Origin of the sequence: Blastomonas sp. AAP25 (assembly GCF_001295965.1) — a bacterium.
In the GTDB taxonomy this organism is placed as follows: domain Bacteria; phylum Pseudomonadota; class Alphaproteobacteria; order Sphingomonadales; family Sphingomonadaceae; genus Blastomonas; species Blastomonas fulva.
Genome location: NZ_LJHP01000001.1, coordinates 205,151 through 226,365 on the forward strand (window position 1 = coordinate 205,151; position 21,215 = coordinate 226,365).

19 protein-coding genes are annotated in these 21,215 nt (G+C 65.0%); 14 read left to right on the forward strand and 5 right to left on the reverse strand.

Annotated features, from left to right (window positions below; translation table 11 throughout):
* Positions 1-27 precede the first annotated feature (27 nt).
* The gene (locus tag IP68_RS01025; RefSeq protein WP_054133090.1) at positions 28-1,197 is read right to left on the reverse strand and encodes a pyridoxal phosphate-dependent aminotransferase; all 1,170 of its coding nucleotides are present in this window, start codon (positions 1,195-1,197) and stop codon (positions 28-30) included.
* A 140-nt stretch (positions 1,198-1,337) separates the two neighbouring features.
* On the opposite strand from IP68_RS01025, the gene IP68_RS01030 reads away from it, so the two are divergent.
* Genes IP68_RS01030 through IP68_RS01065 form a run of 8 tightly spaced genes read left to right on the forward strand, consistent with a single transcriptional unit; the run spans position 1,338 to position 8,872 of the window.
* Positions 1,338-3,638 carry a bifunctional salicylyl-CoA 5-hydroxylase/oxidoreductase gene (locus tag IP68_RS01030; RefSeq protein WP_054133091.1) on the forward strand — a complete coding sequence of 767 codons (2,301 nt, stop codon included), beginning with the start codon at positions 1,338-1,340 and terminating at the stop codon, positions 3,636-3,638.
* Position 3,639: 1 nt separating this feature from the next.
* Positions 3,640-4,401: an SDR family NAD(P)-dependent oxidoreductase gene (locus IP68_RS01035; RefSeq protein ID WP_054133092.1), complete on the forward strand. Its 762-nt coding sequence runs from the start codon at positions 3,640-3,642 to the stop codon at positions 4,399-4,401.
* Positions 4,398-4,895: a MarR family winged helix-turn-helix transcriptional regulator gene (locus IP68_RS01040; protein ID WP_231683600.1), complete on the forward strand. Its 498-nt coding sequence runs from the start codon at positions 4,398-4,400 to the stop codon at positions 4,893-4,895. The genes IP68_RS01035 and IP68_RS01040 overlap by 4 nt, the downstream gene beginning before the upstream one ends.
* Positions 4,892-5,701 (forward strand): enoyl-CoA hydratase family protein, encoded by an 810-nt coding sequence (locus IP68_RS01045; RefSeq protein WP_054133093.1) that lies wholly within the window; start codon positions 4,892-4,894, stop codon positions 5,699-5,701. The genes IP68_RS01040 and IP68_RS01045 overlap by 4 nt, the downstream gene beginning before the upstream one ends.
* Positions 5,701-6,867 carry an acyl-CoA dehydrogenase family protein gene (locus IP68_RS01050; RefSeq protein ID WP_054133094.1) on the forward strand — a complete coding sequence of 389 codons (1,167 nt, stop codon included), beginning with the start codon at positions 5,701-5,703 and terminating at the stop codon, positions 6,865-6,867. The genes IP68_RS01045 and IP68_RS01050 overlap by 1 nt, the downstream gene beginning before the upstream one ends.
* Positions 6,867-7,271, forward strand: a complete 405-nt coding sequence (locus tag IP68_RS01055; protein ID WP_054133095.1) for a thioesterase family protein — start codon at positions 6,867-6,869, stop codon at positions 7,269-7,271. Before IP68_RS01050 ends, IP68_RS01055 begins: the two co-directional genes overlap by 1 nt.
* Positions 7,268-7,678 (forward strand): RidA family protein, encoded by a 411-nt coding sequence (locus IP68_RS01060; RefSeq protein ID WP_054133096.1) that lies wholly within the window; start codon positions 7,268-7,270, stop codon positions 7,676-7,678. The genes IP68_RS01055 and IP68_RS01060 overlap by 4 nt, the downstream gene beginning before the upstream one ends.
* A gap of 18 nt (positions 7,679-7,696) precedes the next feature.
* Positions 7,697-8,872, forward strand: coding sequence for an acyl-CoA dehydrogenase (locus IP68_RS01065; RefSeq protein ID WP_054133097.1), 1,176 nt, complete (start codon positions 7,697-7,699; stop codon positions 8,870-8,872).
* 18 nt (positions 8,873-8,890) lie between these two features.
* Here IP68_RS01065 and IP68_RS01070 read toward each other — a convergent pair whose 3' ends face one another.
* Both IP68_RS01070 and IP68_RS20025 read right to left on the reverse strand, forming a co-directional pair.
* Positions 8,891-10,213 carry a M24 family metallopeptidase gene (locus IP68_RS01070; protein ID WP_197275683.1) on the reverse strand — a complete coding sequence of 441 codons (1,323 nt, stop codon included), beginning with the start codon at positions 10,211-10,213 and terminating at the stop codon, positions 8,891-8,893.
* Positions 10,210-10,368, reverse strand: a complete 159-nt coding sequence (locus IP68_RS20025; RefSeq protein ID WP_156317886.1) for a hypothetical protein — start codon at positions 10,366-10,368, stop codon at positions 10,210-10,212. Before IP68_RS20025 ends, IP68_RS01070 begins: the two co-directional genes overlap by 4 nt.
* A 273-nt stretch (positions 10,369-10,641) precedes the next feature.
* On the opposite strand from IP68_RS20025, the gene IP68_RS01075 reads away from it, so the two are divergent.
* Positions 10,642-11,115 (forward strand): MarR family winged helix-turn-helix transcriptional regulator, encoded by a 474-nt coding sequence (locus IP68_RS01075; protein ID WP_162892589.1) that lies wholly within the window; start codon positions 10,642-10,644, stop codon positions 11,113-11,115.
* A 9-nt stretch (positions 11,116-11,124) separates the two neighbouring features.
* Here the strand turns inward: IP68_RS01075 and IP68_RS01080 are convergent, their stop codons facing one another.
* Positions 11,125-12,528, reverse strand: a complete 1,404-nt coding sequence (locus tag IP68_RS01080; RefSeq protein ID WP_197275684.1) for an amidohydrolase family protein — start codon at positions 12,526-12,528, stop codon at positions 11,125-11,127.
* Positions 12,529-12,632: 104 nt separating this feature from the next.
* Between IP68_RS01080 and IP68_RS01085 the strand changes: the two genes are divergently transcribed.
* The 4 genes from IP68_RS01085 (at position 12,633) to IP68_RS01100 (ending at position 18,887) form a co-directional block, all read left to right on the forward strand.
* Positions 12,633-14,471, forward strand: coding sequence for a tetratricopeptide repeat protein (locus IP68_RS01085; protein ID WP_054133100.1), 1,839 nt, complete (start codon positions 12,633-12,635; stop codon positions 14,469-14,471).
* Positions 14,472-14,544: 73 nt separating this feature from the next.
* Positions 14,545-15,324 (forward strand): cyclase family protein, encoded by a 780-nt coding sequence (locus tag IP68_RS01090; protein WP_054133101.1) that lies wholly within the window; start codon positions 14,545-14,547, stop codon positions 15,322-15,324.
* 6 nt (positions 15,325-15,330) lie between these two features.
* Positions 15,331-17,454, forward strand: coding sequence for an indolepyruvate ferredoxin oxidoreductase subunit alpha (locus IP68_RS01095; RefSeq protein ID WP_054133102.1), 2,124 nt, complete (start codon positions 15,331-15,333; stop codon positions 17,452-17,454).
* The gene (locus IP68_RS01100) at positions 17,454-18,887 is read left to right on the forward strand and encodes an indolepyruvate oxidoreductase subunit beta family protein (protein ID WP_054133103.1); all 1,434 of its coding nucleotides are present in this window, start codon (positions 17,454-17,456) and stop codon (positions 18,885-18,887) included. Before IP68_RS01095 ends, IP68_RS01100 begins: the two co-directional genes overlap by 1 nt.
* A 3-nt stretch (positions 18,888-18,890) precedes the next feature.
* Here the strand turns inward: IP68_RS01100 and IP68_RS01105 are convergent, their stop codons facing one another.
* Positions 18,891-20,639 carry a DUF885 family protein gene (locus tag IP68_RS01105; protein ID WP_054133104.1) on the reverse strand — a complete coding sequence of 583 codons (1,749 nt, stop codon included), beginning with the start codon at positions 20,637-20,639 and terminating at the stop codon, positions 18,891-18,893.
* A 101-nt stretch (positions 20,640-20,740) separates the two neighbouring features.
* Between IP68_RS01105 and IP68_RS01110 the strand changes: the two genes are divergently transcribed.
* Positions 20,741-21,208, forward strand: a complete 468-nt coding sequence (locus IP68_RS01110; protein WP_231683601.1) for a MarR family winged helix-turn-helix transcriptional regulator — start codon at positions 20,741-20,743, stop codon at positions 21,206-21,208.
* Positions 21,209-21,215: the final 7 nt, after the last annotated feature.

Below are 21,215 nucleotides of genomic sequence, written 5' to 3' on the forward strand. Positions count from 1 at the left end.
TCGTGACGGCCTGATCGATCTTATCCGTTATAGCGCGTTGAAGAAACGGCTGAGCCGCTCCATCGCCTCGGTCACCCGCGCTTCGGATTCCGATCCGAAGCACACCCGCAAATGGCCCTCCCCGGCAGGACCGTAAAAGCTCCCCGCCTCGACGACGACATGCGCCTCTTTCAGGATCGCCATGGCAATGTCCTGCGAGCTGCGCCCGGTGCCGCTGATGTCGGGAAAGGCATAGATCGTGGCTTCGGGCGCGGCGCAGGTGACACCCGGCATCTGGTTGAGCGCCTGGACGACGATGTCGCGCTTGCGCCGATCGGCCTCGACCATCGCCAGCATCGCATCCTGCGGCCCTTCGACCGCGGCGCGTGCGCCCTCCTGCACGAACACGTTGACGTGGGTCACGTCGGTCATCGCAATGGTGAGGATCGCGGGCATGAGCTTTGCATCGGCGGTGACATAGCCGACGCGCCAGCCATCCATCGAATAGGCCTTGGTGAAAGCAAAGCAGGTGATCGTCCGCTCGCGCATCCCGGGCAGGCTGGCGATGCTGATGTGCTGCGCCTGATCGTAGGTGATGTATTCATAGACCTCGTCCGACAGCACCAGAAGGTCGTGCTCGATCGCCAGATCGGCCACGTTCTGCAGCTCGTCGCGGGTATAGACCCTGCCCGTGGGATTGGCGGGGTTGATCAGCACGATCATCCGCGTGCGATCGGTGATCTTCTCGGCGATCTTCTCCTTCGAGATCGCAAAGTTGTTCGCCTTGTCGAGCCCGGCGATCACCACCTTGCCGCCGGCGAGCTCGGTCTTGCCGATGTGCTGCGGGTAATACGGATCGAGCAGGATCACCTCGTCGCCCGAATCGATCGCCGCCATGAACGCCGCGAACGAGGCGTGGGTGAGGCCATTGGTGACCAGCACCTCGTCAACGCCGTAATCCAGCTTGTTGAAATCGCGCAGTTTCTTGACCAGCGCCTGGCGGAACGACAGCGTCCCGCGGAAATCGCCATAATGCACGATGCCCGCATCGAGCGCAGCCTTGGTCGCCTGCTTGATGTGATCGGGGGTATCGGCGTGCGGCCGTCCGAACTCCAGATGGATCAGGTCCACCCCCTGCGCATCGAGCTTCGAGGCCTCGTCGTACATGCCGAAGCTCTTCTTGGATCCCGACATCAGGCGTTGTGCTGGCCACTTCATATTCTGTTCTCCGGTGATTCCCATACACGTGAATAATTGTGTGATATACGATATTTCAAGCTTAAAATTTTAGGCTTGAAGCAATTTGCTGCCCGACATAGGATCATGCCCATCGAGTCTGGACTGGAAAGGGTAGCGCGATGAAGATCGGATGCGTCGGCGGAGGGCCTGCTGGGCTGTATTTCGCGATATCGATGAAGCTGCACAATCCCGATCATGTCATCGATGTGTACGAGCGCAACCGTCCGCATGACACCTTTGGCTGGGGCGTCGTCTTTTCCGACCAGACGGTCGAAAATTTGATGGCAAACGACCCGGTCAGCGGCGCGACCATCCGCGACGAGTTCACCCATTGGGACGACATCGACGTCCACATCCATGGCGAGTGTATCCGCTCCAGCGGCCATGGCTTTATCGGCATCGGCCGCAAACGCCTGCTCGCGATCCTCCAGCAGCGCGCGCGCGATCTGGGCATCGGCCTGCACTTCGAGCACGAGGCGAGCACCGACCCTGCAGACTGGGCCGAGTTCGACCTCGTCATTGCCGCCGACGGGGCCAACAGCCGCATCCGCACCGCGCATGTCGAGCACTTCGACGTCGACATCCAGGTCAAGAAGAACAAGTTCTTCTGGTTCGGCACCGCCAAGCAGTTCGACGCCTTCACCTTCGCTTTCGAGCAGACCGAAGCGGGCTGGGTCTGGGCGCATGCCTATCGCTTCGACGACCAGCTTTCGACCTTTATCGTCGAGATGGCGCCCGAGACCTGGACCGGTCTTGGCCTCGACACGATGGATCAGCCCGAGGCGATCGCGCTGTGCGAAAAGCTGTTCGCCAAGCACCTGGACGGCAACGCGCTGATGTCCAACGCCACCCATCTGCCCGGACCGCAGGCGTGGCTCAACTTCCGCCGGATCATCACCGGCCAGTGGTCGTACGACAAGTTCGTGCTGCTGGGCGATGCGGCGCACACCGCGCATTTCTCGATCGGATCGGGTACCAAGCTGGCGCTCGAGGACGCGATCAAGCTTGCCGAAGTGCTCAACCGCCCCGGACTGTCGCGCGCCGATGCGCTGGCGGAATATCAGGCCGAACGCAGCATCGAGGTGCTCAAGCTGCAGAACAGTGCGCGCAACTCGACCGAATGGTTCGAGACGCTCGACCGCTATCTGCCGTTCGCGCCGATCCAGTTCACCTATTCGCTGCTCACCCGCTCGCAGCGGGTCAGCCACGAAAATCTGCGGCTGCGCGATCAGGCCTGGCTGGAGGGCGTCGAGCGCTGGTTCCAGACGCAGGCGCCGGGCGGCCGCGACACCGGCGCGCCGCCGATGTTCGCGCCGTTCCGCTTGCGCGAACTCGAGCTTGCCAACCGCATCGTGGTCTCGCCCATGGCGATGTACAGCGCCACCGACGGCACGCCGGGCGACTTCCATTTCGTGCATTATGGCACCCGTGCGCAGGGCGGCGCGGGGCTGGTCTATACCGAGATGACCTGCGTCTCGCCTGAGGGCCGCATCACGCCGGGCTGCCCCGGAATGTACACACCCGAGCATGTCGCCGGTTGGAAGCGGATCACCGACTTCGTCCACCACAACAGCAAGGCAAAGATGTGCCTGCAACTGGGCCATTCGGGCGCCAAGGGATCGACCAAGCTCGGCTGGGAGGGAATGGACGAGCCGCTCGACAGCGGCAACTGGCCGCTGATCGCCGCATCCGACGTTCCCTGGAGCGATGCCAACCAGACCCCTCGCCCGATGACGCGTGCCGACATGGACATGGTGCACGACCAGTTCGTCGCCGCCACCCGGATGGCGATCGACGCCGGGTTCGACATGGTCGAAATGCACGCCGCGCACGGCTATCTGCTCTCCAGCTTCATCACCCCGATGCAGAATCATCGCACCGACGACTATGGCGGCAGCCTCGAGAACCGGCTGCGCTTCCCGCTCGAGGTCTTCACCGCGATGCGCGCGGCATGGCCCTCGCACAAACCGATGTCGGTTCGCATCTCGGCAACCGACTGGATGGGCGACCAGGGCGTCACCCCCGAGGAAGCGGTGCGCATCGCGCAGGCGTTCCACGAGGCAGGCGCGGACCTGATCGACGTGTCGGCAGGCCAGACCTGGGCCGACTGCCAGCCGGTCTATGGCCGCATGTTCCAGACCCCGTTTGCCGACCAGGTGCGCAACGAGGCGCGCGTCTCGACCATGGCGGTGGGTAATATCTACGAGACCGACCACGTTAATTCGATCCTCGCGGCGGGCCGTGCAGACCTTGTCGCCTTGGGCCGTCCGCACATGATCGATCCGATGTGGACCTTGCGCGCGGCGGCGCAGCATGGCTATCGCGGTGTCGCCGTTCCGCCAGCTTATCTGAGCGGCATGGGGCAGCTCGCACGCAACATGCAGCGCGCGGCGGAGCAGGAAGCGGCACTGAGAGGCTGATATGCGGCTGGAGGGACTTCACGCGGTCGTCACCGGGGGCGGCTCGGGCATCGGCGCCGCCATCGCGCAGGCGCTGGCGCGCGAAGGTGCGCAGCTGACGCTGATCGGGCGGCGGCGCGAGGCGCTGGACGCCATTGCCGCCACCCTGCCCGGCGCCTGTATCGCGCAGGCCGACGTCACCGACCGGGCTGCGGTCGATGCGGCCTTCGCATCCGCCCGCGCCGCGCATGGCCCTATCGCCATCCTCGTCAACAACGCCGGCATCGCGCCCAGCGCACCTTTCGCCAAGGTCACGGCTGAAGCCTGGCGCCAGACGATGGCGGTCAATCTCGACGCCTTGTTCCACTGCTGTCAGGCGGCGCTCCCCGACCTGCTCGCAGCTCCATCGGGCCGGATTGTCACCGTCGCATCGACCGCCGGGGTCAAGGGCTATGGCTACACCGCGCCCTATGTCGCCTCCAAGCATGGCGCGATCGGCCTGATGCGCGCGCTTGCCACCGAATTTGCGCACACCGGCCTCACCGCCAACGCGGTGTGCCCGGGCTTTACCGATACCGACATCGTCGGCGATGCCATCGCCAACATCCAGGCCAAAACCGGCCGCACCGCGGATGAGGCGCGCGCACAGCTCACCCGGTTCAATCCGCAGGGCCGGTTGATCGACCCGGCCGAGGTCGCAGAGGCGGCATTGTGGCTGTGCCTGCCCGCCAGCCGATCGGTCACGGGCCAGGCAATCATGGTCGCCGGTGGAGAAGTGATGTGACAGGCGCGAGCGCAATCCGCGAAAAGCATGACGGCGAGATGGTCGATCGCAGCAATGTCCGGCTGTGGCTGCGGCTGCTGACCTGCACCACAGTGATCGAAAAGCGGCTCAAGCGACGCTTTGCCGACCAGTACGGCATCACCCTGCCCCGTTTTGACGTGATGGCGGCGCTCGATCGCAACCCCGCCGGGATGACGATGGGACAGCTGTCGCAGGAGCTTCTGGTCTCGAACGGCAATGTCACCGGCGTCGTCCAGACGCTGGCGCGCGACAACTACATCAGCATCGCCCCCTCGCCCACCGATGGCCGCGCCTCGATCGTGCGGCTGACCCAGCTGGGCCGCGAATGCTTTTCAGGGATCGCCGAGGCGCATCACGAATGGATCGACATGATGCTTGAGGGGCTGACCCGCGACCAGCGCGCCGCGCTGTACGATCTGCTCGGCGCACTCAAGATCTCGCTGGCCGACGACAAAGGAAAGGAACAGCCATGAACCCCGAGAGCTTTTCGCCTGAGCATTTCAGCTGGCATTTCGCCGATGGCGTCGGGACGGTCACGCTGAACCGCCCCGACCGCAAGAATCCGCTGACCTTTGAAAGCTACGCCGAGCTGCGCGATACCTTCCGCGCGCTGGTCTATGCCACCGACGTCAAGGCGATCATCGTCACCGGCGCGGGCGGCAATTTCTCCTCGGGCGGCGATGTCCATGAGATCATCGGCCCGCTGACCAAGATGGCAATGCCCGAGCTGCTCGCGTTTACCCGGATGACCGGCGATCTGGTCAAGGCGATGCGCGCCTGCCCGCAGCCGATCGTCGCCGCGATCGACGGCATCTGCGTCGGTGCAGGCGCGATCATGGCGATGGCATCGGACCTGCGGCTGGCGACCCCTGCCACCAAGACCGCGTTCCTGTTCACCCGCGTCGGGCTGGCCGGGTGCGACATGGGTGCATGCGCGATCCTGCCGCGGATCATCGGCCAGGGCCGCGCATCCGACCTGCTCTACACCGGGCGGATGATGAGCGCCGAGGAAGGCGAACGCTGGGGTTTTCACAACCGCCTGGTTGCAGCCGAAGACCTGATCGGCGAGGCGACAAAGCTGGCGCGCTCGATCGCCGCCGGCCCGACCTTCGCGCACGGCATCACCAAGACCCAGCTTGGCATCGAGTGGGCGGTGTCGGTCGAAACCGCAATCGAGATGGAAGCGCAGGCCCAGGCGATCTGCATGGCGACCAACGATTTCCGCCGCGCCTTCGAGGCCTTTGCCGACAAGCGCACTCCAGAGTTCAAAGGTGATTGATGGCAGACCGCAGCTTTCTTGACTGGCCGTTCCTTGATGACAGCCATCGCAGCCTGGGCATGGAGCTCGATGCCTGGTGTGCGGCGAACCTTTCCGACGATCACCCGCACGATATCGACGCGGCGTGCCGCGATCTGGTGGCGGCGCTGGGTGCGGCAGGTTGGCTGCGCTATTGCGTCCCGGCTGCTTATGGCGGGGTGCACGAGCAGCTCGACATCCGCTCGCTGGCGCTGATCCGCGAGACGCTGGCGCGTTATTCGGGTCTGGCCGATTTCGCCTTCGCGATGCAGGGCTTGGGTTCGGGGACGATCAGCCTGCTCGGCACCGAAGACCAGAAGCGGCGCTATCTTCCCGACGTCGCTGCCGGTCGCAAGATTGCAGCCTTCGCGCTGACCGAGCCCGAATCCGGATCGGACGTCGCCTCGATGCAAACGACCGCGCGGCGTACCGCCAGCGGCTATGTGATCGACGGTGCCAAGACGTATATCTCCAACGGCGGCATCGCGGACTATTACGTGCTGTTCGCTCGCACCGGCGAGGCACCGGGTGCCAAGGGCGTATCGGCGTTCATCGTCGATGCGGATACCGCAGGACTTGCGGTGACCGAAAGGATCGAGGTCATCGCCCCGCACCCGCTCGCAACGCTGACCTTCACCAACATGGCGCTGCCCGAAACCGCGCTGCTGGGCGAATCGGGCCGGGGCTTTGCCGCTGCGATGGCAACGCTCGATATCTTCCGCACGACCGTGGGCGCAGCGGCGCTGGGCTTTGCCCGCCGCGCGCTCGAAGAGGCGACCGCGCGGGTCAAGGTGCGCAAGCTTGGCGCAGGGACTCTCGCCGACAATGCGATCACTCAGTCCAAGCTCGCCGAGATGGTGCTCGATGTCGATACATCGGCGCTATTGATCTATCGCGCAGGCTGGCTGCGCGACGTGATGGGGCAGCGCAACACGCGTGAGGCGGCGCTCGCCAAGCTGCACGCCACCGACAGCGCGCAGCAGGTGATCGACAAGGCGGTGCAGATGTTCGGCGGCATGGGCGTTACTGTCGGCGCGCCGGTCGAGGCGCTGTACCGAGAGGTTCGCGCGCTCAGGATCTATGAAGGCGCCTCCGAAGTGCAGAAGGTCGTCATCGCCCGCCAGCATCTCGCGCAAAGCGCGAACTGATGTTCCGCACCACCCTGCCGTTGCGCTTTGCGCACTGCGACCCTGCGGGCATTGCCTATTATCCGCGCTATTTCGAGCTGTGCGATGCCGCGATCGAGGACTGGACCGCAGCGGTTCTGGGCATCACCCGGCGCGAGATGCACGTCGACCGCGGGCTCGGCCTGCCGACAGTCACGCTGACGGCAGACTTCGCGGTCCCCAGCCGCCTGGGCGACATGCTCGATTTCACCGTCACCGTCACCCGTGTGGGACGCAGTTCGGTCGACCTCAATGTCGATATCGATTGCGCATGCGAGCGCCGCTTTTCGGTGCGCTACACCCAGGTGCTGACCGACCTGGCCGAGGGCACATCGCGCCCGTGGCCGCCTGAATTGCACGAACGCTTGATCGAGGAAAGCGCATGACCGCTCATCAGACCCTGTTGCCCCCCGGCTGGCCCAGGCCGCGCGGCTATGCGAACGGCGTGGCTGCCACCGGGCGGCTGGTGTTCACCGCCGGCGTGGTCGCCTTCGATGCCGACGAGCGCATCGTCGGGGACGATCTGGCCAGCCAGTTCCGTCAGGTGCTGGTCAACACCCTTGCGGTTCTCGCCGAGGCAGGGGCCGGTCCCGCGCACATCGTGCGGATGACCTGGTATGTCACCAGCCGCGACGAATATATCGCCAGCCTTCCCGCCATCGGCGCGGCCTATCGCGAGCTGATCGGCAGGAACTTTCCGGCGATGGCGGTGGTTCAGGTTGCCGGCCTGGTCGAGGCTGACGCCAGGGTCGAGATTGAAACCACCGCGGTCGTTCCCCCCGCCAGCGCGTAATCCTAAGGACAGTGTATCATGCAGAGTTTTGATTGGGCCGACCCGTTCCTGCTCGACGCGCAGCTCGACGAGGACGAGAGGATGATCCGCGATTCGGCGCAGGCCTATGCCCAGGACCGCCTCGCGCCGCGCGCGATCGATGCCTTTGCCCAGGAAACCACGGACCCTGAAATCTTCCGCGAAATGGGCGCGCTCGGCCTGCTTGGCCCGACCATTCCCGAGGTCTATGGCGGGGTCGGCGCATCCTATGTCGCGTACGGTCTTGTCGCGCGCGAGGTCGAGCGAGTCGATTCGGGCTATCGTTCGATGATGAGCGTGCAGTCGAGCCTGGTGATGTACCCGATCTATGCGTTCGGCTCGGAAGAGCAGAAGATGCGCTATCTCCCCCGGCTGGCGAGCGGCGAATATATCGGCTGCTTCGGCCTGACCGAGCCCGATGCGGGCTCCGACCCCGGCGGAATGCGCACCCGCGCTACCAAGATCGATGGCGGCTATCGCATCAGCGGCGCCAAGACCTGGATTTCCAATGCGCCGCTGGCCGATGTCTTCGTCGTGTGGGCCAAGTCGGACGCGCACAATGGCGCGATCCGCGGTTTCGTGCTCGAAAAGGGGATGGACGGCCTGTCCGCTCCCAAGATCGAGGGCAAGCTCAGCCTGCGCACCTCGATCACCGGGATGATCCTGATGGATGAGGTCGAGGTGCCTGATTCCGCGCTGCTGCCCCATGTCGAGGGTCTCAAGGGACCGTTCTCGTGCCTCAATCGCGCACGCTACGGCATCAGCTGGGGCGCGATCGGCGCGGCAGAATTCTGCTTCCACACCGCGCGGCAATATGGTCTCGACCGGCACCAGTTCGGGCGCCCGCTGGCGGCCACCCAGCTGTTCCAGAACAAGCTCGCCAACATGGAAACCGATATCGCGCTCGCGCTGCAGGCATCCTTGCGCGTGGGCCGGTTGATGGATTCAGACCAGTTCGCGCCCGAGATGATCTCGATCGTCAAACGCAACAATGTCGACAAGGCGCTGGGAATTGCGCGGATGGCGCGCGACATGCTGGGCGGCAATGGCATCAGCGGCGAATATCAGGTGATGCGCCACGCGATGAACCTGGAGACGGTAAACACCTATGAGGGCACGTACGACGTCCACGCGCTGATCCTAGGCCGCGCGATCACGGGCATTCCTGCCTTCTGATTGCGCGGGCCGGCGCGGCTATTTGACCAGCAGGATACGGCTGTTGGCGGGATAGGCCCATTCCAGCCCGCGTTCGGTCACCACGCCATTATCCTCGAGCGGGATCTTGATCTTTCGCGTCCCCCATTCGGGCACCGGGGTGTAGAGGAACAGCTCGATCGACAGGAAATTGCTGGGCTGAAGCGTATAGGTCATGCGCAGCGGGTTGAAGTCCGCCATCGATGGCCCCGAACCATGCCCGAGATCGCCGACCGAATGGCTGCCGATGACGACATCGGACACCTTGGGATCGGCAACAGGGTCATCATAGCGGCCGAGTGCCAGCCCCGGCGTCTGCGCAACCCGGCTGTTCACCGCGGCGAGCGCATCGCCCGCGGTGATCCCCGGCTTGATCACATCGAGGATCATCCGCCGGATCTCGAGCGCCTTGTCAAACGCGCGCTGCACTCCGGGTGGCGGCGCGTTCTCGCCCGCCTTCAGCACATAGGCCATGCGCTTCATGTCGGTATAGGCGGTCAGGAAGTTCACCCCCCAATCCATCGTGATGAGGTCGCCACGCTGGATCACATGATCGCCCGACACCGGGCCGCGCGGACCGGGGCCCAGAATGTAGATACTGGGAATACCGAAGCTGTTGCCCAGCCCTTCGTTGTGCAGCTGCTCCATCATCCACCAGGCGACATCGCCGGTGGTCGTCTTGCCCGGGGTGATGACCTCGCTCGACAGCGCGCGCTCGGCAATCGTGCGCGAATATTCGCCCGCGCGGGCAAAAGCCGCGATCTCGGTAGCGCTGTGGCGCGAGCGGAAATCGGAGACGAGCTTTTCGGCGGACACCAGTCGCGCCGACAGAGCGGGGCCCAGCGTCTCGCGCAGCCTTTCGTGCAGCGAATGACTCAGGCCATCGGCGGTACCGATCTCGCTGGCGATGTTGATGCCGATGCGCCTCGGGTTTCGCTGCGCAACATAGGCCTTGAGTTCGGCAGGCGATTTCCTGACATCGTACAGCGGGCACTGATCGAAAGCGGCGCCGCCAACCCCCATCGCCGCGCGTTCGATGCGCCCCTCGCCGGGGTCGGTGAAGACATAATAGCCTATATCGCCGACATAGCCGCCGCCCAGAAGCGCGGCGTTGGGGTCGTCATGCCCCTCGCGCGAGGCGACGATCCACATATCGATACCGTTCTCGCGCATCGCTTGCGGCAGGATCAGGTCGAGCTTGTCCTTGCGAATCTGGCACATCTGCTCCCAGCGCTGCCGCGCTTCCTGCGCAATGACGGGGGTGGTGCTTGCAAGAACCAAAGATGCCACCGCCAGCATCCGCAACCCGATACGATCCTTCATCCTGAACCACTCCCTTTTTCGCGCATCGCCCTGCCCTGCAGGTTGCGCAGCAGACAATCGCGCAATACATCCAACTTCACACGATTTTTGTCAATTTCATTGCGTGGAGCATGACTGCGGCGGGCCGAGAAGACCGGCACATTCCCCGCCGTCACGGCATTCTCCTACCGGCTTGCATCTGCTCCAGCCCAACCGAACCGCTTGACTGGGTGGCCCGGGACGGTAGCGGGCTCGCACACAATCAATCGCAGCATCCATCCATTTTCAATCGTTCGAAAGCGATAACTCAGTGCAAATACATATGTATTCGGCTAATTCGGCTGCCATGAACGGTGCACAGCGATGGAACCGCTTGATCAGTTGGGGCTTTTGAGAAACACATGAACGCAAGGTCGAAGACAGCATCGACACAGAAGGAAGGGGAGAACGTGGAAGATCGCGGTGACTATGACCCGAGCAGTCCGACATTCCGCCTGGAAAACTCGCCATTTTACCTGATGGCGCATGCCGATTTCAAATATCACGAAGACATGGACAAGGTGCTGCACAAGCACGGTGTTTCCAAACCGATCTATCGTGTGATGACGGTGCTGCGTGAACATCAGCCGGCGAGTATTGGAACGATTGCCGAGGCGGCGCTGACCAAGCGCTCCACGATCAGCCGGATCATCGACCGGATGATCGAGCAGGGGCTGGTCTCGACCGAATCCAATCCGGAAGACAACCGCATCACAGAGGTAACGCTGACCCCTTCGGGACAGCAGACGCTGCGCAAGCTGACGCCGATCGTCGGACGCCAGTTCTCGCGCGCGATGGTCGGGATCAGCAACCGCGATATCTCGCACCTGCTGCGCACGCTGAAGAAGATCAGCGACAACCTCAGCAAGCTGCCGATCGAATAGCCTCAGCGCTCAGCGCGGCGGCTGTTCGACCACCAGCCTGCCGTCCGCGAGCACATAGCGCACATCGCGCAGATTGCCGAGCGAGGCCAGCGGGTTGGCGCCGAGCACCAGGATGTCGGCGATCTTCCCGGACTCGATCGTCCCGAGCTTGTCGCCCATCCGCATGATCTGCGCGCCGACCCGGGTAGCCGATGCCAGCACATCGGCGTTGCTCATCCCGGCCTGGCTCAGATAATCGAGCTCGCGAAAATACGCGTCGGGATATCGGGTCTCATTCTCGAACGGGATGTCGGTGCCCACGCCGATCGGCACTCCGGCGCGGTAGGCCTGCGCCACCTTGCCCAGATGCTCCTGCTGGTCGATCACGAAGCGGCGCGAATGCGTGTGATAGAACCCGCCGGTGGGTATGCCTGCGGTCGGATAGCCCCCGGTCAGCAGGTTGTCGAAGGCACCGATCGTCGGCACGAACGCGGTGCCGTGCTTCTTCATCAGCGCAACCGCCTGATCGCTCATCGCCAGCGGATGTTCGAGCGTGTCGACCCCGGCCTCGATCGCCCAGTCGGTATACTGGCCATAGCTGTCGATTGCCACGGGGACACCCAGCGAATGGGCCTCCTCGATCGCGGCCACGATCTCCTCCCGGTCGGCAGGCGCGCCCAGCTTGACCCAATCGGCCAGCCCGCGAACCTGGCGGCGGACTGCGGTGCGCCACTCCCAGGGGCCGTTGAACCCCTTGCTCGGACCACCCATTGCGGGCTTCTGCCGTCCCGTCGCGGTCGAGGTCACTTCGTCGCCATGCCCTCCGGTGGTGGCGATGATGCTGCCGCTCCACAGCACCCGCGGCCCGCGGATGATGCCGCGATCGACTGCCTCCTTGATGCGCAGCGCGACATCGTCGACAGTCCCGACATCGCGCGCGGCGGTGATCCCGGCTCCGATCAGCTGCTCGGCCAGCGCCACGCCGCGAATCGCCGCGCCCGCAGGGCTGTCCGAATATTTGCCGAAATCGTGGCAGCGCTGCTGGGTGAAGTGGATGTGCAGGTCGATCAGGCCGGGCATGATGAAAAGCCCGGTCGCATCGATGATCCGCGCGGCCCCCACAGGCACCGAGACCGATCCGGCCGGGCCGGCAGCGATGATCCGGTCGCCTTGCGTCACCACCACCGCGTTGGGGACTGGCGCACCGCCACGCCCGTCGATCAGCGTGCCGCCGGTCATCACGACGATCGGCTCGTTGCTGCGATCCACCGGCGGGATCGGCAGGCGCCGCGCGTCATCGGTGGTCTCGGGGATCGGCGCATGCGCGGCAAGGCCGGGCGCAGGCACCACCGCCACCGACAGCATCAGGCCGAGCGCGACGCTCCGTGCCCTGCGCACGAGCCGCACCGGACGACGACGGGAAATTCTGGCCATGGCAACCTCCGAGGGAAATGTGAAAATACACATGAATTAAAGCGCGATTGGCTTGACGATACAAGCTGGATTTGCTTCCTTGCGTCATTCAGGCCGTCAGGCAGATGCTGGCGGCAGCGGGAGCCGAGGTGGAACTGGCACGACCACAGCCAAGTCTGGAAGCGGCACTGAACCAGGCGATGGGACTGGCGCGGTCGGGGCAGCTCGACCAGGCGGAAGCTGTTCTCGACCGTATCCTCACCGCGGCGCCGCGCCAGCCGGACGCGCTTCAGCTCAAGGGTATGGTGGCGCGCCAGCGCGGCGACCAGCAGGCCGCAGCCGATTGTTTTCGTCGCTCGCTTGCGGTCCAGCCAAATCAGCCGCACGTTCTCAACAATCTGGGCAACAGCCTGACCGCGCTGGGTGAGCACCCGGAAGCGGTGCGCGCCTATCAGCAGGCGATCTCGCTCAAGCCCGATTACGCCGATGCCCGGATCAACCTGGCACTGGCGCAGATAGCCTCGGATAATCCGCGTCAGGCGGTCACAACCCTCGAACCACTGGTGCGCGCGCTACCGGTGAACGCCCGCGCATGGGCGGTGCTGGGTCAGGCCTACAGCGCGCTTGATGATTACACTCACGCGATAAAGGCCTATCGCACCGCCTTGCAGCAGCACCCTGACCATGCGCCATGGCTGCACAATCTGGCAGTGGCTCTGCGGCTGGCGGGGCGCGCGCAAGAGGCGCTGCCGCTGCTGCAGACCTGCGCAGACAGGTCCCCGGGCGAAGCACGGATCCACTACAATCTGGGGCATTGCCTGCAGGATCTGGGGCGGATTGACGAGGCAGCCGCCGCCTATCGCCGCGCGCTTGCCCTCACGCCCACCGACGCAGCGGTCCATGACTCGCTCAGCCGCCTGCTGTGGCAGCAGGGCGATACGCTCGGCCACCTCTCCAGCTATCGCGAGGCGCTGGCGGCTGCTCCGGATGACCCCGCGCTGCTCGCCGGCCTTGCCAACCGGCTGACCTTGTCGGGTCGCCACGACGAGGCCGCTGCCTTGCTCGCGGGGCCTGCGGCGCGCGGCATCGGCGGGGCGGACCTGCATTATCGGCATGGCCAGGCGTGCTGGTCTGCAGGGAATGCCGACCAGGCGTTTGCGGCCTTCGACGCGGCGTTGGCGATCGATCCCGGCCATGCGCCCAGCCTGCGCGAATCCGCGCGATGCCTGATCATCGCCGACCGGCTGGCACTCGCGGCCGACCGGCTGGCGCGGCGCCTCGATGATGATCCGTTCGACCAGCAGGCGCTTGCGCTGCAGGGGCTTTCCTGGCGGCTGACTGGTGACCCAAGGGCCGCATGGCTGATCGATCCCGCGCTGATCGGCGCGATACGGCTCATCCCCCCATCGGGCGATGGCGCCGCATTCAACCGCGATCTCGACCGGGCGCTGGACGCGCTGCACACCAGCCGCCAGCATCCGCTCGAACAGACCCTGCGCGGCGGCACCCAGACCACCGACGATCTGTTCAGCCGCGATCTACCCGAACTGCTGGCGGTACGCGCGATGATCGAGGCCGCGATCGCTCGCCATGTCGCCGCGCTGCCCGACGACCCTTCGCACCCGTTCCTGGCGCGCAAGTCTGAAGCATTCAGGTTTTCCGGGTCATGGTCGGTCCGGCTGGCGAGCGGCGGCCATCACACCAACCATATCCACCCGGAAGGCTGGATCAGCGCGGTCTATTATGTCGCGGTGCCCGATGCTGTCGGCGATGGGCAAAGCGGCTGGCTGAAGTTCGGCGAGACCGGGCTGCAGCTGGGCGCGCGCGAGCAGATGCTGCACAGCATCCGCCCCGAGCCGGGGCTGCTGGTGCTGTTTCCATCCTATTTCTACCACGGAACCGTTCCGTTTGCCGATACCGCCCACCGCACCACCATCGCCTTCGATGTCGTTCCGGTGCGCTGAAGCACGCTACGAATAATACTTGCATATGCAAGTTTATAAGTTACCATCCAAGTCCGGGAACAAGGGGATCAGCATGTCACACGCCATTCTTGAGCAGCTCGCAACCGCCGTCGCTTCGGGCACCATCCGCACCGTCGACCTCACACAGACGCTGTCGCCGGATACGCCCACTTTGGTGCTTCCCCCCGAGTTCGGTCAGTGCGCCGCGTTCAGCCAGGAAGAGATCTCGCGCTATGACGAGCGCGGCGTCGCCTGGTACTGGAACAACTTTACCGTCAGCGAGCATACCGGCACGCATTTCGATGCGCCGGTGCACTGGATTACGGGCAAGGACCGCGCCAACAACGCGGTCGATACCGTGCCGCCCGCCGATTTCATCGCGCCTGCCGTGGTGATCGACATATCGCAGCAGTGCGCCGCCGACCCCGATTACCTGCTCACCGTCGCCGATATCGCGGCGTGGGAGACCGAGCATGGCCGCATTCCTCCGCGCAGCTGGATCATGCTGCGCACCGACTGGTCCAAGCGCGATGTCGATGCCTATACCAACCGCCGCGAAGATGGCGCGCACACGCCGGGGCCGTCGGCAGAAGCGGTGAAATTCCTGGTCGATGAGCGCGATGCGCATGGCCTAGGGGTCGAAACCATCGGTACCGATGCCGGCCAGGCGCATCTGCTCGAGCCTGCCTACCCTGCGCACACCTTGTTTCATGCCGCAGGACGCTATGGCCTGCAGTGCCTAGAGAACCTCGACCAGCTGCCGCCGACCGGCGCGGTGATCTTCTCCGCACCGCTCAAGATCAAGGGCGGCTCGGGCAGTCCGCTGCGCGTCCTCGCGCTCGTGGGCGAGTGACGCTGCATGGCCGAACGCTCGTTCAAGGCTGAAGTCGAACGACTCAAGATCGGCGATGGCGAAGTCTTCGAGGGCGAAGGCATCCTGGCGGTTACCAAGGCGTTGCTGCAATCGGGCGTCGCCTATGTCGGCGGCTATCAGGGCTCGCCGATCAGCCATCTGATGGATGTGTTCGCCGATGCGAGCGAGCTGATGGCGGGGCTCGGCGTGCATTTCGAAAGCTCGGCAAGCGAGGCGACAGCGGCCGCGATGCTGGCGGCTTCGGTCAACTATCCGTTGCGCGGCGCGGTCGCATGGAAATCGGTTGTGGGCACCAATGTCGCCTCCGATGCCCTCTCCAACGTCGCCTCGGGCGGGGTCACCGGCGGCGCGCTGATCATCGTGGGCGAGGATTATGGCGAGGGCTCCTCGATCATGCAGGAGCGAACGCATGCCTTCGCGATGAAGTCGCAAATGTGGCTGATCGATCCGCGACCCAGCCTGCCGGTGCTGGTCGACATGGTCGAACAGGGATTTGCGTTGTCCGAAGCCTCGAACACGCCCGTCATGCTCGAGCTGAGGGTGCGCGCGTGCCACATGACCGGCAGCTTTGTCGCGCGCGACAACCGGCGTCCGCCGCTTACGGTGGCGCAAGCAGCGCAGTCGCCCAACCGCGACACCAGCCGGATCGTGCTGCCCCCCGCCAATTTCCTGCACGAGGTCGAGAAGATCGAAAAGCGTTGGCCGGCAGGGATAAAGTATGTCCAGGACCACCGGCTCAACGAGCATTTCGGGACCGAGCAGGACGATATCGGCATCATCGTGCAGGGCGGGCTGTTCAACTCGCTCAACCGCGCGCTAGAGCTGATCGGGCTGTCTGACGCCTATGGCAACGCCAAGCTGCCGGTTTACGTGCTCAACGTCACCTATCCGCTGATCCCCGACGAGGTGCAGGCATTTTGCGCCGGCAAGCGCGCGGTGCTGATCGTCGAGGAAGGCCAGCCCGAATTCATCGAGCATGAGCTCAACACGCTGGTCCGCCGCGCGAACCTCGACACGCGGATCGCGGGCAAAGACATGCTGCCGCGCTCGGGCGAGTACACCGCCGATGTGATCAGACAGGGCGTCGCGAAGTTCCTGCGCGCGCATGCGCCGGAGCGGGCCCCGGTGGAGGTTGCCGCCGAGGCCCCCGCCCTGCCCCCGACCGCGGTTCCGCAACGCCCCGCAGGCTTTTGCACCGGCTGTCCCGAACGCCCGATCTTCTCCGCGATGAAGCTGGTGCAGAAGGATATCGGCGAACTGCACGTCTCGGCCGATATCGGCTGCCACCTGTTCTCGATCCTTCCGCCGTTCCACATCGGCAACACGACGATGGGCTATGGCCTTGGCACCGCAGGCGCTTCGGCGTTCAAGCCCGAGGGCAAGCGCGCGGTAGCGATCATGGGCGATGGCGGATTCTGGCACAATGGCCTGACATCGGGCATCGGCAATGCGGTGTTCAACCAGGACGACAACCTGACGATCATCGTCGACAACGGTTACTCCGCTGCGACCGGCGGGCAGGACATCCTCTCGTCCAAGGCCAAGACCCCGCAGCGCAGCACCAACAACCCGATCGAGAAGGCGGTGCGGGGCGTCGGCATCACCTGGGCGAAGACCCGGACGCGGACCTATGACGTCGCCGGCATGCGCGATGCGATCCGCGATGCGCTGACGTCCCCCGAAAAAGGCCCCAAGGTGCTGGTCGCGCAGTCCGAATGCCAGCTCAACCGCCAGCGCCGGATCAAGCCGCAGATCGCCAAGGCGATCAAGTCGGGCCAGCGCGTGGTGCGCGAACGCTTCGGCGTCGATCCCGACACCTGCACCGGCGATCATAGCTGCATCCGCCTGTCGGGCTGCCCCTCGCTCACCATCCGCGCCAACCCCGATCCGCTGCGCCAGGACCCGGTCGCGCATGTCGAGAACAGTTGCGTCGGCTGCGGGGTGTGCGGTGAGGTCAGCCATGCCGCGGTGCTCTGCCCGTCCTTCTACAAGGCCGAGGTGATCTCCAACCCCAACCGTGCCGATCGGATCCGCCAGCGCCTGCGTGGCTGGGTGATAGGTGCGCTGCAGCGCCGCTCGGCGCGCCAGATCGCTGCAAGGGCCTTTTGATGAGCACCTCCGGACGCATCTCGATCGCCATTCTCGGCCTTGGCGGCCAGGGCGGCGGCGTGCTCGCCGACTGGATCGTCCAGCTCGGCGCCAACAACGGATATGTGACGCAGGGCACCTCGGTCCCCGGCGTCGCGCAGCGCACGGGTGCCACGGTCTATTATGTCGAGATGATCCCCAGAGGCGGCCCGGCAACACCGCTGCTGGCGCTGATGCCGGTGCCGGGCGATGTCGACATCGTGGTCGCGTCCGAGCTGATGGAGGCCGGGCGCGCGATCCTGCGCGGGTTCGTCACCGATTCCACGGTGCTGATCGGATCGACCCACCGCGTCTACGCGATCGACGAGAAGTCCGCGATGGGCGATGGCCGGGCAAGTGGCGAGAAGATCATCCAGGCGGCGCAAACACGCGCGGGGCGCTATATTGGATTCAACATGGACGACGCTGCCGAGCGCGCGGGCAGCGTGATCAGTTCGGTGATGTTCGGCGCCTTGTGCGCCAGCAGCGCCCTGCCCTTTGCTCGCGACGCGTTCGAAGCCGCGATCGTCTCGGGCGGCAAGGCGGTGGATGCCAATCTGCGCGGTTTTGCTGCAGGCTTTGCTTCAGCATTGTGCAACCCAGAAGCCGAGATCGAGGCGCAGCATATCCCCGCTGCGTCGAGCGATGCGGGCCGCGAACTGCAGTCCCGCATCCATTCCCGGCTGCCGCATGAAGCGCATTATTTCGCAATTGAGGGTGTTCGCCGTCTGATGGACTATCAGGATACGGCGTATGCGGACCTCTATCTCACCAGGCTGGAAAGCCTGGCCGGCAACGCGGATCTGATCGCGGAGGCAGCCCGCCATCTTGCCCTGTGGATGTCGTACGAGGATACGATCCGCGTTGCCGACCTCAAGATCCGCGACACCCGTTTCGAGCGGGTGCGCGCGGACGTGAAGGCTGCGGACGATCAGATCGTCCAGCTGACCGAATACATGCACCCGCGCCTCGAAGAGGTCTGCGAGACGCTGCCCGCCGGGCTGGGCCGCGGCATCCTGGCGCGCCCCAGGCTGTCAGCGCTGCTCGGGCGGTTCTTCACCAAGGGGCGGCATGTCGAGACGACCAGCCTGCGCTGGTTCCTGACTTTGTCCATCCTTGCTTCCGGACGGCGCTGGCGGCGCAGCACGCTGCGCTACCAGACCGAACAGGCGCGTATCGACGCGTGGCTCGACCTCGTCCGGAGCGCCGAACCCGATGCCGCGCTCGAGCTGGTCAAATGCCAGCGGCTGATCAAGGGCTATGGCGACACCTTCGAGCGCGGGCTGCACAATTTCACCCAGATCGTCGAACGCCATCGCGCAGGCCGCCTCACCGCGTCCGGGATCGCCCGGCTGCGCGAGGCGGCACTGGCCGATGAAAAGGGCGATGCGCTGCAGGCCGCGCTCGCCGGCTGACGATCAGTGCGGCGATTGCTGCTGCGCAATCCAGCCGTCGACCTTCTGCTCGAGCAAAGTCATCGGCAGCTGCCCCTGCGCCAGGATCAGATCGTGAAAGGCGCGGATATCGAACCGATCGCCCAGCGCCTGCTCGGCGCGGCGGCGCAGTTCGACGATCTTGAGTTCACCCACCTTGTACGCCACTGCCCCTGCTGGCGCGCCGATATAGCGCGCAAGTTCGGTGTCGATGTTGATGTCGGCAAGCGCGGTGTTTTCCTCGAAGCACTTGCGCGCGCGGGCGTAGTCCCAGCCCATCACATGGATGCCGGTATCCACCACCATCCGGCATGCGCGCCACATCTCGGTCGAGAGGCTCCCGAAGCTCTCGTACGCATCGCGATACACCCCCATTTCGTGCCCCATCCGCTCGGCATACAGCGCCCAGCCCTCGCGAAAGGCCAGGAGGTCGCGCGCTCGGCGGAACGAAGGAAGGTCCGGATTCTCGCTGTTGAGCGCACCGTGCGTATGATGCCCCGGCGCGGCTTCGTGCAGGCTGAGCGCGGGCACTTCGTAAAGCGGGCGCTGGTCGAGATGCGAGGTGTTGACGACGAAGGTCCCGGCAAAGCCCTTGGCGAAGTCCCCGCCCCCGCCGCCGCGCGCGGTGGTATAACCCTCTTCCAGATCGCGCGGGACCGGGACGATGGTGAAGGGCTGGCGCGGCAGCACCGAGAAATAGCGCGGCAGCACGCCGTCGATCCGCTTGGAGGCCGCAGCGTATTTCTCGATCAGCCCCTCGCGGCTGGTGGCATAGAATTGCGGATCGGTGCGCAGGAAGTGCAGCCACTCGGCAAAGCTGCCCGCAAAGCCGGTCGATGCGATCACCGTGTCCATCTCGCCGCGAATGCGCTGCACTTCAGACAGGCCAAGCGCGTGGATCTGCTCGGCGGAAAGATCGGTGGTGGTGTAATAGCGCAGAAGAAAGTCGTAATAGGCCCTGCCCCCGGGCACCGCAGCAACGCCCAGATCGGCGCGCGCCTTCGAGCGATAGGTGCGGTCGATATAATCGAGCATCGCGCGCTGGGCGGGGCGGATCTCGCGCTCGATCACACTGTGTGCCTGTGCCATCGCATCGGGGTACGCCTTGAGCGGCACGAGCATCGGGTCTTCGGCCACCGGCACCGCAATCTGGTTGCGCAGCACCGCTGCCGCGACGTCGACCACCACCGCAGGATGCGTCCAGCCGGTCGCGACGCCGCGCTCGAGATTGGCGCGCTGCTGGTCGAAATAGCCGGAAATTCCGCGCATCCGCTCCACCCAGGCCACCGCCTCGGCCTCGGTGCGCAGATCGAGCGAACGCGCCAGCGAATAGGGCGTGTTGTAGAAGCCCTCGTGCGCGACAAAGGCAAAGCGCGGCTCATCGAAATCGATACCCTCGATCCGCCAGCCGATCAGCTCGCGCAGATAATCGCGGTTGAGCCGGTCTTCGCCGGTCAGTGCCGTGCGATCGAGCGCATCAAGCGCTGCGGCGATCTGCACAAGTCCTGCGCGGCGCGATGCCATCGCGGCCGGGGTCTCATCGGGCCAGCCGGTGCGCGAGCGCGACGGATCGGACCGGCCCGCCTCCATCGGATACTCGGCCGAGAAACGCTCATAGTCGGCGACGAGATCGAGAAAGGTCGGCGGCGTGGCGGCTGCGAGCAGCAATGCTGCGCCGGCCAGTGCCAGCGATCGCACCGGGCGGCCGAGATAGCCTGCAAATTGTCCTGTCATCACGCGACGCCTTTCGTTGAAGATACGGCCGGGGCGATGCTCACCCGCTGGCGGATTGAACTGCCGCGATTTTCGGCTAAACCGCGCTGATGGACGCCTTCATGTCGGGAAACCCCGGCGATTCCGCATTCCGGGTGAAAAGATACCCGTTCTATCTGCTCAACCGGCTGGTGAGCCGGTACAACAGCATCATCGACCAGCGGCTGCGCGCGATCGGCCTCGATATCCCGAGCTGGCGCGTGCTGATGATCTTGGGCGAGCGCTCGCCGCGCGGCGCGCGCGAGATTGCCGAAGCTGCAGTGATCAACCTCTCGACGATGACCCGCATCATCCAGCGCATGTCCGCCGCCGGGCTTGTGACAACCGCGGCCAGCCAGGACGATGCCCGCGTCACGCTGGTGGCGCTGGCGCCATTGGGCGAAAGCCAGCTCGCTCAGGCGCGCCAGGCGACCGCGCCGGTCTATGCCCATCTGATCGAAGGGCTCGACCCGCAGGACTTCGAAAAGCTGATCGTGCTGCTGGACAGTCTTCACGACAACCTCGAACCGCTTGCGCCCAAGGCCGGGTAGGACCGCA